The organism is Lentzea sp. DG1S-22, assembly GCF_036321065.1.
GTDB lineage: Bacteria > Actinomycetota > Actinomycetes > Mycobacteriales > Pseudonocardiaceae > Lentzea > Lentzea jiangxiensis.
In genome coordinates this window covers 2,319,862-2,332,698 of sequence record NZ_CP143276.1, presented here as the reverse complement: position 1 = coordinate 2,332,698, position 12,837 = coordinate 2,319,862, and the positions used below count along the sequence as shown (strand labels likewise).

The following is a 12,837-nucleotide window of genomic DNA, read 5'->3' as shown; positions in this document are numbered from 1 at the left end:
ACCGTGGCATGAGCAAGGTTGCGCCCACGCTGGAGGACGTCGCGCGAGTCGCGGGAGTGTCTCGCGCGACGGTCTCCCGTGTCGTCAACGGCACGCGGAACGTCGACCCCGGCATCCAGGAGACGGTGCGCAACGCGATCGAGCAGACCGGGTACACGCCCAACCGCGCGGCCCGGTCTCTCGTCACCCGGCGCACGGGCACCGTCGCCCTGGTGATCTCCGGTGCCGGCGGGGGATCGGACGTGTTCACCGACCCGTTCTTCGGGCGCGTCACGGCGGGCGTGGTCGACTTCCTGCGCGGCCACAGCGTCCACCCCGTGCTCATGCTCGCCGACTCCGACCCCGCGCGGACCGAGGTCGTCGAGTTCCTCAGACAGGGCAGCGCCGACGGCGCGCTGCTGGTCTCCACCCACCCCGCCGACCCGCTGCCCGCGCGGCTGCTGGACGCGGGTGTTCCCTCGGTGCTCTACGCGCGGCCCGGCCGGCCGATGCCGGTCAGCTACGTCGACATGGACCACCGCGCGGGCGGCAGGATGGCCGCCGACCACCTCGTGGCCGCGGGGCGGTACAACATCACCACCATCTCCGGCCCGCTCGACGTCCTGGCGAGCCAGGACAGGCACGCCGGGTTCCGCGACGCCATGGCCCGCCACGGGTTCCCGTACGTGCCGAGCGCGGAGGGCGGGTTCACGTTCGAGAGCGGCGCCACCGCGATGCAGCGGCTGCTGACCGAGTGCCCCGACCTCGACGCCGTGTTCGCCGCGAACGACCTGATGGCGCAGGCGGCCGTGGACGTGCTGCAGGCGCACGGGTTGCGCATCCCCGACGACGTCGCCGTGATCGGGTTCGACGACAGCGCTCCCGCCCTGGCCTGCCGGCCGCAGCTCACCACCATCCGGCAGCCGGTCGAGCGGATGGCGGCGGAGATGGCCGCGCTGCTGCTGGCGGACCTGGAAAAACCGGGACGACGACCGAGATCCGTCATCTTCGAACCGGAACTCGTCGTACGGGCCTCCGCATGATTGACCTGGCCGACACCCGGCGTTAACGTCCCTTGGGAGAGCGCTCTCACGCCCCTGTCCAAGGCTTTCAGCCCCTCCCCGTCAGGCAGGACCATGGGCTCGACCCTGTCCAGGGCCGCCGCGTTCGCCGCTGCCGCTCTGTGTTTGGTGACCTCAGTCAGTGTTGCGTCGCAGGCCGGTGCGGCCGCCTGCGGCACCGGCAACGTCGCTCTCAACCGCCCGGCCACCGCGTCCTCCACCGAGAACGGCGGCACACCGGCGTCGGCCGCCGTCGACGGCGACGCGGGCACCCGCTGGTCGTCGCAGTTCTCGGACCCGCAGTGGCTCCAGGTCGACCTCGGCTCCACCCAGCAGGTCTGCCGCGTCTCCCTGAGCTGGGAGGGCGCGTACGGCAAGGCCTTCCAGGTCCAGGTGTCGGACACGGCCGCCGCGAACTCGTGGCGTGACGTCCACTCGACCACGACGGGCACGGGCGGCACCCAGTCGCTCGACGTCACCGGGTCCGGCCGGTACGTGCGGGTGCTGGGCACCCAGCGCGCCACCGGCTGGGGCTACTCGTTGTGGGAGCTGGGGGTCTTCGTCACCACGCCCGACACGCCGGGCGTGACGCCGACCGACCCGCGCAACCCCGACTTCGGGCCGAACGTGTTCGTCTACGGACCGGGCTCGTCGCAGTCGGAGATGCAGTCGCGGCTCGACTCCATCGCCGCGCAGATGAAGACCAACCAGTTCGGGCCGCAGCGCTACGCCGTGCTGTTCAAGCCCGGCACCTACAACGCCGACGTGAACCTGCGGTTCTACACGCAGATCGCCGGTCTCGGGCTGATGCCCGACGACGTGAACATCAACGGCCACATCCGGGTCGAGGCCGACTGGCTGCAGCAGGGCGACGACCCGAACAACCTCGGCAACGCGACGCAGAACTTCTGGCGCGGCACCGAGAACCTCTCGGTCACCCTGCCCGCCGACCAGATCGAGCGCTGGGCGGTCTCGCAGGCCACCGCGTACCGGCGGATGCACCTGCGCGGCCAGGCGCACCTGTGGAACGGCTACGACGGCTGGGCCAGCGGTGGTCTGATCGTGGACAGCAAGATCGACGGTGTCGTGGTCTCCGGTTCGCAGCAGCAGTTCCTGACCCGCAACAGCAACCTGGCGGGCGGCTGGTCGGGCTCGGTGTGGAACATGGTGTTCGCCGGCACCCAGGGCGCGCCCGCGAACCACTTCCCGAACCCGTCGCACACCACCGTCGACACCTCGCCGGTGACGCGCGAGAAGCCGTACCTGTACCTCGACGGCTCGGGGGAGTACCGGGTCTTCCTGCCCGCGCTGCGCCAGAACTCGCGCGGCACGAGCTGGGAGAACGGCAACCCCGGCTCGTCGGTGTCGCTCGCGGACTTCTTCATCGTCAAGCCCGGCACCCCCGCCGCGACGATCAACGCGGCGCTGCAGCAGGGCAAGCACCTGCTGCTCACACCGGGCGTCCACCAGCTCGACGACACCATCCGGGTCACGCGCCCGAACACCGTCGTCCTGGGCCTCGGCCTCGCGACGCTGACGCCGACCACGGGCAGGGCCGCGCTGACGACGTCCGATGTGGACGGTGTCAGGCTGGCCGGGTTCCTCGTCGACGCGGGCGTGCAGAACTCCCCGGTGCTGCTGGAGATCGGTGACTCCGGCGCGAACTCCCACGCGGCCAACCCGACCTCGCTGCACGACGTGTACCTGCGCGTCGGCGGGTCGCAGGCCGGCAAGGCGACGGTCAGCATGCGCGTCAACAGCCGCGACACGCTGATCGACCACACGTGGGTGTGGCGGGCCGACCACGGCGAGGGCGTCAGCTGGACCGCGAACCCCGGCCAGAACGGCGTGGTCGTCAACGGCGACAACGTCACCGCGTACGGGTTGTTCGTCGAGCACTACCAGCAGCACAACCTGATCTGGAACGGCAACGGCGGCCGCGTCTACCTGTACCAGAACGAGCTGCCGTACGACCCGCCGAACCAGGCCGCGTGGATGAACGGGTCCAAGCGGGGCTGGGCCGGCTACAAGGTGGCCGACTCGGTGACGACGCACCAGGCGTTCGGCGTCGGCGTGTACTGCTTCAACCAGGCGAACCCGAGCGTGGTCACGGACAACGCGTTCGAGGCGCCGAACCGGCCCGGTGTGCGGTTCACGCACCTCGTGGCGGTGTCGCTGGGTGGCGTGGGCACCATCGCCAACGTCATCAACGGTGTCGGTGGCGCGGCGGACGCCACCACCCAGGTCCGCTACCTGGTGAACTACCCGTGAGCCTGATCTGAGAGCACCAGCTCTCCGACGGGCATCGGACACGCGGCGCACAGGGGCGGGCAGCGGCCTGCTCCTGTGCGCCGTCCTCGGCTTCGCCGGGAGCTGCGACTTCACGGGCGGCCCCGATGCGGCGCTGACCGTTGCCGCGTCTGGGGTTCCAGCGCGTAGAACGGTCGTTTGACAGCGGCCGAGGTGGTTCATAGCATCGCGGACCAGGCGTGCGAGAGCGCTCTCACAGACTCCTGCCGCACGACATCGGCATCGACGCCGAGCCTTTCCGTTGAACTCGAACAAGGTGGTGCTCTTCACGCATGCGCAACTTCACCCGGGTGGTCGCGGCGACCGCCGCGGCGGCCGCTCTGCTGCTCGGCACGGCGCAGGTCTCGCTGGCAGCCGACCCCGTCGTGGTGGACGCCGGCGGTCCCGGTGACATCGGCGTCGGCGGTCTTGTGGACACCAAGCCCGCGGACAAGCGGTCGAACGTGGTCTTCAGCCGCACCGTCCGGAACCGGATCGACAGCTCGCTCTGGAACACCTCGCGGTACCTGGAGTCGTCCTACGAGCTCACCGGCCTGACCGCGGGCGCGTCGTACGAGCTGCGGCTGTACTTCCTCGACTGGTACTTCACCCGTCCCGGCCAGCGGATCTTCGACGTCGACGTGAACGGTCAGCGCGTGCTGAGCGACTTCGACATCGTCGGGACCGCCGTCGCCGCGGGAGCGGACGCCCCTCTGACCGCCTTCGGCGTGGAGAAGGACTTCGCCGTCACGGCCGACGCGGACGGCAAGGTGCGCGTCGGCCTCGTGCGCGGTGCGGTGAACCAGCCGCAGATCAACGCGATCGTGCTGGTGCCCGCCGCGTAGCGGTCCATCTCCGGCCCGGAAAATCCCAGGACGCAGAGCATCCCAGGACGCGGACACGCGCCCCGGGATGCTCGTCCTCTACCGCGGCAACCGGTAGTCCGGTCCGAGCGCGGCTCCCCGGTGGGGCTTGTACAGGTCGTACCCGCGCGGGTCGCACTGCAGGCCGCCGTTGATGCAGTGACGGACCAGCGCGGCCTGCGTGGGCGCGTCCCAGGCGTTCATGAAGTCGTAGTGCCAGGTGTAGCCGCGGCCGCTGGAGAGCCGGACGCGCGACATGTCACCGGACACCGGGAACGCCATCTTGAACTCGATCATCGGCACCGCGACCGGGTGCGACGGCGGGCAGACCAGCGTCGCGCGGTCGGGGTAGGCCATGTGGGACCTGTGGTCCGCGGAGTCGAGGTCGCGGCCGTTCCAGCAGCTCGGTGCCTGGTAGCGGACGTTGAGCTGGCTGCCGGGCGGGCAGTAGGCGGGAATGTCCCAGTTGTGGAAGCTGTCGCCGCACTCCCAGCCCTCGACCGCGCCCGGTGCCGTGCGGAACTCCTCCTGCGACGCCGAGGGACTGCCGACCACGAACCGGATGCCCGGCGGGAACGGCACGACGTCCCGGTACCTCAGGATGCCGGACTTGTAGTAGATGACCTGCGGGAAGTTCGGCGGCACCACCTGGTCGCCGTTGAGGACCGACGGGAACCAGTACGCGGACCTGTCGTCCGGCGTCCTGCAGTTGGTCTGCCCCGCCTTGAGCGAGTCGTTGGTGCTTCGGGCGTTGGTGGAGCTGTTGCCGAGGAACGTGTGGAGGTGCGACGCGCCCGGCAGGCCCGGAAAGACGATCGGGTCGTCCGGGAGGTGCGTCGTGACCGAGCAGTTCGCCTGGAACTCGTGGTGCGTGACGAGGTCGTCGGCCTGCGCCGACTGCGTCGCCACCACGACGACCGCTGCCACCAGGGCAGCCGACATCGCCATCGCGCTGAGTTTTCTGAACACCTGTGTCCTCCTGCCGACGTGGGGAACCGGCTTGGAGAGCGCTCTCCGAACCAGCGTCCCGCCAGGTCGCGCGAGGTGTCAAGACCGGTTCTTTTGACACCACCGACGTCTGGTCGTACCGTCGTCGGCAGGGTTGTGAGAGCGCTCTCCTCCTACATCCCTACCTGTGGCAGGAGGCGCGATGGCTCGCGTCCGCTCCATCGGCACGGTGCTCGCCGTGCTGCTCAGCCTGGCGGTGGCCCCGGCGCAGGCCGCGCCCGTTCCGCTCTCCCAAGGCAAACCCGCGGTGGCGTCGTCGACCGAGAACGGCGGCACCCCCGCCTCGGCGGCGGTCGACGGTGACGGCGGCACGCGCTGGTCCAGCGCGTGGAGCGACCCGCAGTGGCTGCGCGTCGACCTCGGCGCCTCCTCGTCGCTGACGCGCGTGGAGCTCGACTGGGAGTCCGCGCACGCCACGGCGTTCGAGATCCAGGTCTCCGCGAACGGCGACACGTGGCAGACCATCCGCTCCGTGACCGGGGCGGCCGGCGGCCGGCAGGGCTACGACGTCACCGGCACCGGCCGGTACGTCCGCGTGCACACCACCCAGCGCGCCGGCGGTTACGGCGTCTCGCTCTGGGAGTTCCGCGTCCACGGCACGCAAGGCCCGGTCGTCCCGGGCAGCGGCGTGCACGTCACCGGCTCGCAGGGCGACTGGCGGCTCACGGTCGACGGCCTGCCGTGGACGGTGAAGGGCCTGACCTGGGGCCCGCCCGCGGCCGACGCCGCCCGGTACATGCCGGAGCTGACGTCGATGGGCGTCAACACCCTGCGCACCTGGGGCACGGACGCCTCCACCCGCCCGCTGCTCGACGCCGCCGCCGCCCACGGACTGCGCGTCATCAACGGCTTCTGGTTGCAACCCGGCGGCGGTCCCGGCTCGGGTGGCTGCGTCGACTACGTCACCGACACCGCCTACAAGAACGACGTGCTCGGCCAGATCCGCCACTGGGTCACGACCTACCGGGACCACCCCGGCGTGCTCATGTGGAACGTCGGCAACGAGTCCCTCCTCGGCCTGCAGAACTGCTACTCCGGCACCGAGCTCGAGAACCAGCGCGTCGCCTACGCCCGGTACCTCAACGAGGCCGCGCGGGCGATCCACGCCATCGACGCCCACCACCCCGTGACGAACACGGACGCGTGGACCGGGGCGTGGGCGTACCTGAAAGCGCACACCCCTGACCTCGACCTGTACTCGGTCAACTCCTACGGCAACGTCTGCCAGGTGCGCCAGGACTGGATCTCCGGCGGCCACACCAAACCGTACATCCTCACCGAGGCGGGCCCGGCGGGGGAGTGGGAGGTGCCGAACGACGTCAACGGCGTTCCGGCGGAACCGACCGACGTGCAGAAGCGCGACGGATACACGCAGGCGTGGAACTGCATCACCGGCCACGCCGGGGTCTCCCTGGGCGGCACGCTCTTCCACTACGGCACCGAGCACGACTTCGGCGCGGTCTGGTTCAACCTGACGCCCGCGGGCAAGAAGCGGCTCTCGTTCTACGCGGTGCAACGGGCGTTCGGTGGCGCCACCCCGGCCAACACGCCGCCGGTGATCTCGTCGATGGCGGTGCCGCGGACCGTCGCCGCGGGCGCCCCGCTGACCATCGACGTCGCCGCCTCCGACCCGGACGGGGACGCGCTCTCCTGGTCGGCCGCGTTCAACAGCAGGTACATCGACAACAGCGGCGGTCTCGCCGGAACTCCCGTGCGGGTCGGCGGGAACCGGCTCACCGTCACGGCTCCCGACCGCCTGGGCGTGTGGAAGGTCTACGTCCTGGCCGAGGACGGCCGCGGCAACATCGGCATCGAGACCCGGTCGGTGCGGGTCGTCGCGCCGCAGCCGGCCGGCGTGGACGTGGCGCGGGGCAGGCCCGTGACCGCCTCGTCGCACCAGCAGACCGGCGACGGCGCCCCCTACCCGCCGTCCAACGCCGTGGACGGCGACGCCGCCTCCCGCTGGGCCACCGACTGGTCCGACCCGCAGTGGATCAGGGTCGACCTCGGCGCCGTCACCACCTTCCAGCACGTGCACCTGGTGTGGGAGGGCGCTTTCGGCCGCGCCTACGAGATCCAGGTGTCCGACGACGGCAGCAGCTGGCGCTCCGCCTACGGAACGACGTCGGACAACGGTGGTGTGGACTCGATCGACGTGACGGCGACCGGCCGGTACGTCCGCCTGCACGCCACGCAGCGCGGAACCGGGTGGGGCTACTCGTTGTACGAGTTCGGGATCTACCGGCGGTGATCCTCTGCTTCAAGCGGGTGGATTCCGCCACCGCATGAGGTGAATCCCGGGCAAGATCGTTCTCCGGTACCGGCGCCACGACTAGCTTCGGCGCAATGACTGTCGAAGTGGCGCTGGGACCGGGATCGAGCACGTGGGAACGCCTCGGGCAGTGGCGGTTCCTGCTGGTGATGCACCGCGCGCTGGTTCTCCAGTCAGCGCATCCGGCTGTCGGCGCGGCCGTCGCCGAGTTCTCCGTCTACAACGCACGGCCGTGGCGGAGGTTGTTCCGCACCATCGAAAGCCTGCACACCTACGTCTACGGCAGTGCCTCCGAACAACGACGTGAGCTCGCCCGCCTCGAACGCCTCCACCGCCGCATGCAGGGCCAGGACGGGTACGGCAGGGCGTTCGACGCGGGGGACACGAGGGCCAGGGCGTGGGTGCACCTGACCCTGTTCGAGGCCGTGCTGACCATGCAGCGGCTCGGCGGAGACCCGTTGTCGGCGGAGGAGACCGCTCGCTTCTACGACGAGTGGCGCCGGGTCGGCCGGCAGTTCGGCCTGCACGAGGAGGACCTGCCCGCGACGCCGGGGGAGTTCCAGACCTACTTCGACCGCGTGGTGGCCGAGGTCCTGGAGGACAACGCGACCGTCAGGGACCTGTTGTCCGGCAGCGTCTACCGCGTGCCACCACCGCCCGGCCTGCCGATCCCGGAACTCCTCTGGGCCCCGGTGCGCTTCGCGCTGGTCACGGCAGCCGTGCAGGCCACCGCCGCCACGCTGCCACCGGTGTACCGCGAACGGCTGCGGCTGCCGTTGGTCCCCGGCGCGGACCTGGTGGTGCACGGCCTGCACCTGGCCGTGCGGATGGTCACCGACCTGCTGCCCAAGCCGTGGCGCTACCAGCCGATCGCCGCCGCGTCGATCAGGGCCGCCGGGATGCGCCGGGCCGAGGTCGTCCCCGAGTCGTTCTTCGAGACCGTGCTCGACCAGAGCGGCGACGGCGTGCTGCGGTGGAGCGACCTGCTCGCGATGGCCCGGGAGATCAGCACCCACCTCGACCTGGACGAGAAGGACGAGGACGCGGTCCACGACGCCTTCCACTCGTGGTGGGAACAGCTGGCCACGGCCACCGGCACGCCCGTGGACGGCTCGGTGACCGCCGCCGCGTACAACGCGGCCCTGGCTGATGGCACCTACCCCGGCCCGCCCGACCGCGAACGCGGCTGCGGCGCCGTGGCGGCGACGGTCCGCGGCTTGATCGACCGCGACGGCAACGGCGAGGTGCGGCAGGACGAGTACACCCGCCTGCTCGACCACAGCCCGCGCCGTCACGAGCTGATCGCCGCCATGCGCGAGCTCGACCACGACGGTGACGGCACCATCCACGGCGACGAGCTGGAGCAGGCGCTGCGCGAGTTCCTGGTGGGGGAACGCGACTTCGAGGCCGCCCGCCACCTGCTCGGCCGGATCTAGCGGGTCGTCCGAGAACGTCGGCTGGGTGATTCACGCTCAGCGGGGCGTTCGCCGCGCCGCCCCACGCTCCCGTACAACCAATACGACGACGTGGGGCGGCACCCTTGCACGCCGCAGGCGTCCGGCTGGGAACCGAGCGTCGTCGAACGCGTCGATGGTCGATCGATAGTCGGTTGATGGCCGCGCGGGGTCGAATGGTGTGATCGGGGTTACATCGCACGCGGCGACGAGGGTGAGGCCGACTAACCCGCCCGCGGAATCGCGGCTGTCCGGCTCCTCGCGCAGCCGTTCCTCTTCCGCGGCATGCCGGGTAGCTCCGACCTGTGAGACCGGGAACTGTCGAGAGGAGGGTGCCATGGACGGATATGAGATTCTCGCCGACGAGGACGGGCACGTTCGCGGCTACGACTAAAGACAACTCGCCCGAGCCGCGGCGGTGTTTCTGCGAAGACTTCCTCGCGGCTCGGGCCGAGTTCCGCGACGGGGAGCGCACTCCGGCGGAGTGCCTGGCGGGGCGGTGTGCGAGGAGATCGCCGCGGGTGGGGCGGCGAGCGATTTGCTTTCGGTGCCCGCGAAAAGCGTCCAGGCGCCTGGAGCGAACAGCGGAAGGATGGAACGATAGAAAAAGAATAGATCGCGGTGTCAAGATCGAGGAATGGTGGACATTCTCGGTCATGCCCGCGACAACCTGATCCTCGCACTGATCATCGGATGCGAGATCGCGTTCTGGGTGTTCCTGCTCGCCGGGCTCGTCGTGCGCTATCCGATGCGGAGCCCCCGGCTCGGCGCCGCGCTGCTGCTCTGCACGCCGCTCGTGGACGTGGTGCTGCTGGTCGTCACGGTGTTCGACCTGCGCTCGGGTGGCGAGGCGACGTGGGCGCACGCGGCGGCCGCCATCTACCTCGGGCTCACCCTCGGGTTCGGGCACGGCATCATGCGGTGGGCCGACCAGCGCTTCCACCACCGCTTCGCCGGCGGCCCGCCTCCCGTCGCCCCGCCGAAGTACGGGCGGGCCAAGGTGCGGTACGAGTGGAAGCAGTTCGGCCGGTTCGTGGTCGCGTGGGTCATCTCGGTCGTCATCATGGCGGCGTTGGTCTTCTTCGTGAGCACGCCCGCGCAGACCGAGGTGATGTGGAAGGTCGCCATGCCGATCATGACGGGTACGGGCGCGGCCTGGTTCGTCTTCGGTCCGCTCATGACCACGATTCGTCCGCCGCGTCCGCGCAGCGGCTTCCACAAGACGCACATCGGCTGATCATCGACCTTGACCGCGCCACCGCCCTCCGCCGTCACCGTGCCGGACGCGGTGGTGCGGCGCAGGAGGACATCCGTGATGAGAATCGCCTGTTGGCAGGCTTCCACGCACCCTTCGGACGTGGCCGGCGCTCTCGCCCGTCTGCGGGTGCGCGCGGGGGAGGCCGCGGCGGCCGGCGCGCGGTTGCTGGTCACGCCGGAGATGTCGCTGTCGGGCTACAACATCGGCAGCCGGGCGGTGCGGGAGCTCGCCGAGCCGGAGGACGGGCCGATGTGCGGCGAGGTCGCGCGCATCGCCGCCGAGACCGGGATCGCGATCGTGCACGGCTGGCCGGAGCTGGCCGGGGAGCGCGTCCACAACTCCGTGCGCCTGGTCGGTGCCGACGGAGCGCATCTGGCCACGTACCGCAAGACGCACCTGTTCGGCGACATCGACCGGTCGAGCTTCAGCGCGGGTGAAACAGGCGTCGTCCAGGCCGTCCTCGACGGACTGACCGTCGGCCTGATCATCTGCTACGACGTCGAGTTCCCGGAACTGGTTCGCGCGCATGCGTTGCGCGGCACCGAACTCCTGGTGGTGCCGACCGCTCTGATGACCCCGTGGCACTTCGTCGCCGAGACGGTGGTGCCGGCTCGCGCCTTCGAGAGCCAGTTGTTCGTCGCGTACACCAACTGGACCGGACGGGAACACGACCTGGAGTACTGCGGCCTCACCAGGGTCGTGGGACCGGACGGCCGGGTCGCCGCGATCGACGCCGGGACCCGGGACGGGCTGCTGGTGTCCGAAGTGGACGTGTCGCTGATCGCCGAGGTCCGCGCAGAGACCACCTACCTCGCCGACCGGCGTCCCGAGCTGTACTGAGACCTGCCCCAGGTCCTGGCCGGACCCGCGGCCACGACCTGGGACGTGTCTCAGATGACGACCGGCGCCAGCTCGTCGAAGAGGTCACCGGGTCCGGGGTTGTCGGGGTGGGACGCGCCACCGAGGTGGTGCACCACGCCCCAGACCGCGTTCAAGGCCGTTCCCACGGCGTTCTCCGCGAAGCCCCCGAGCCAGGAGATGTCGTCGCCCGCCATGAGGAACCCCCGGTGCTTCTCGTCCAACCCGTCCTGCATGAAGTGGGTGAACAGGGCGCGCTGGTACCGGTACTGCCCCGGGAGGCTGGACTTGAACGCGCCCATGAAGTTCGGCTCGGTCTCCCAGGTGACGGCGACCGGCGGCGCGATGATGTGCGAGCGGATGTCGACGTCCGGGTAGATCTGGGCGAGCGACGCCAGCACCGCGTCCAGCCTCTCCTCGGCGGTGAGGGTGGCGACCTTCAGGGAGTCGTCGTTCCACGTGTACGACAGGCACATCACACCGGGCTGGTCCGGGCCGTCGTCGAAGAGGTAGACGCCCCGGGGCAGCCGGTCCGTCAGCGTCATGCCCATGACGTCCCGGCCGGTCTTGTCGCGGTCGCGCCAGAACGGGCGGTCGGTCAGCACGAAGAGCTTCGACGAGCCCATGTAGTGCGTTCGTTCCAGTGCGGTCCACAGATCGGACGGCAGCAGGTCGGGATCGCACTTGATCCGGGACAGCAGGTTCCAGCTCTGGGCGGTGAAGACGGCCACCGGGTACTCGTGCACGGCGCCGGACACGTCCTCGATCACGTACCCGGTTCCACCGCCGGCACGACCGATGCCGATCACGCCGGGCCTCGGTGCCCCGTCGTGCAGTCGTGCGAGCGAGGTGCCCGCGGACCAGTGCACGAGGTCGTCCGGCTCGTGGTGCCACAGCCCCGTCGGGATCTGCTGGCTGCCACCGACGATCCGGTACTGCTTGTCGCCGACCTCGGTGTAGACGACTCGCAGGACGTCGAGCACGGAGTTGGTGAAGTCGGTGTCCCAGCCGCCGCACCCGAAGCCCACCTGGCCGAAGATCTCCCGCTGCTCGAACGACGAGAAAGCCGCTGTGGAGGACAGGAAACCGTAGAACGACTGGTTCTCCATCTCCCGGACCGTGCGGTTCCACAAGGCCTTGATGACGGAGAAGTCGCGGCGCTCCATCGCGCCCATCATGACCGGCAGGTCCGCCTTCTCGTACAGCGCCTTGGACCACGCGTCGGAGACCTGCTGGAAGGCGAGGGGCAGGTCCTCGGGGCCGCGCGCCCAGTGGGTCTCCCCCCGCAGGTTGATGACCGTGCTGGGAGTGGCTTCGGCCAGCGGGTTGGGGAACGGCACGGCTTTCAGGCCCAGCTTGTTCACGTAGTGGAACAGCGTGGCCGACGGCGAGAAGCGCATCGCCCCCAGTTCCGCCCTCGGCTCCGGGTGGCCCTCGAACCCCACGGTGCGCATCCGCCCACCGAGCTGCTCGATCTCGTAGACCACCGGGCGCAGACCCAGCTTCATGAGCTCGTAGGCGGTCACCACGCCCGAGATCCCTCCGCCGATGACGGCGATCTCGGTGCCGTGGCGATCCGGTGGCACCGCACCCAGTCCTGCCGGGTGGCTGAGCCATTCGTCGTAGACGAAGGGGAAGTCGGGGCACAAACCTGTGGTCGGTGCCGGCTCGTCGTCTGTGACAATCGACGTGAATCCCATTGTGCGACCTCGATGATTCGTCGGGTTTCAGCGGTTCGACGGAATTGCGGATCGGTGGGGTGAATGCGCTGGACGGCGCAACGCGCGCGTGCGAG

At 70.1% G+C, this 12,837-nt stretch carries 9 protein-coding genes; 7 read left to right on the top strand and 2 right to left on the bottom strand.

All coding sequences use genetic code 11. From position 1 onward, the window contains the following. Positions 1-8: 8 nt before the first annotated feature. From V1227_RS09980 to V1227_RS09970, 3 genes are all read left to right on the top strand, one after another. Positions 9-1,022: a LacI family DNA-binding transcriptional regulator gene (locus V1227_RS09980; RefSeq protein ID WP_329792224.1), complete on the top strand. Its 1,014-nt coding sequence runs from the start codon at positions 9-11 to the stop codon at positions 1,020-1,022. Positions 1,023-1,115: 93 nt separating this feature from the next. After that, on the top strand, positions 1,116-3,311 hold the full coding sequence (locus V1227_RS09975; protein ID WP_442916477.1) for a discoidin domain-containing protein: 2,196 nt from the start codon (positions 1,116-1,118) through the stop codon (positions 3,309-3,311). 311 nt (positions 3,312-3,622) lie between these two features. Next, on the top strand, positions 3,623-4,174 hold the full coding sequence (locus V1227_RS09970) for a malectin domain-containing carbohydrate-binding protein (protein ID WP_329792222.1): 552 nt from the start codon (positions 3,623-3,625) through the stop codon (positions 4,172-4,174). Positions 4,175-4,252: 78 nt separating this feature from the next. Here the strand turns inward: V1227_RS09970 and V1227_RS09965 are convergent, their stop codons facing one another. Then, complete coding sequence (locus V1227_RS09965) at positions 4,253-5,161, bottom strand: DUF1996 domain-containing protein (RefSeq protein WP_329792221.1); 909 nt, start codon at positions 5,159-5,161, stop codon at positions 4,253-4,255. A gap of 181 nt (positions 5,162-5,342) precedes the next feature. Between V1227_RS09965 and V1227_RS09960 the strand changes: the two genes are divergently transcribed. The 4 genes from V1227_RS09960 (at position 5,343) to V1227_RS09945 (ending at position 11,024) form a co-directional block, all read left to right on the top strand. Beyond that, on the top strand, positions 5,343-7,451 hold the full coding sequence (locus tag V1227_RS09960; RefSeq protein ID WP_329792220.1) for a discoidin domain-containing protein: 2,109 nt from the start codon (positions 5,343-5,345) through the stop codon (positions 7,449-7,451). Positions 7,452-7,546: 95 nt separating this feature from the next. Continuing rightward, positions 7,547-8,908 carry an oxygenase MpaB family protein gene (locus V1227_RS09955; protein WP_329792219.1) on the top strand — a complete coding sequence of 454 codons (1,362 nt, stop codon included), beginning with the start codon at positions 7,547-7,549 and terminating at the stop codon, positions 8,906-8,908. Between the two features lie 655 nt (positions 8,909-9,563). Next, a complete protein-coding gene (locus V1227_RS09950) occupies positions 9,564-10,163 on the top strand; it encodes a hypothetical protein (protein WP_329792218.1) in 600 nt (199 codons plus the stop codon). 78 nt (positions 10,164-10,241) lie between these two features. Further along, positions 10,242-11,024 carry a carbon-nitrogen hydrolase family protein gene (locus V1227_RS09945; RefSeq protein WP_329792217.1) on the top strand — a complete coding sequence of 261 codons (783 nt, stop codon included), beginning with the start codon at positions 10,242-10,244 and terminating at the stop codon, positions 11,022-11,024. Between the two features lie 50 nt (positions 11,025-11,074). Here V1227_RS09945 and V1227_RS09940 read toward each other — a convergent pair whose 3' ends face one another. Beyond that, complete coding sequence (locus V1227_RS09940; protein WP_329792216.1) at positions 11,075-12,742, bottom strand: flavin monoamine oxidase family protein; 1,668 nt, start codon at positions 12,740-12,742, stop codon at positions 11,075-11,077. Between the last annotated feature and the right edge of the window lie 95 nt (positions 12,743-12,837).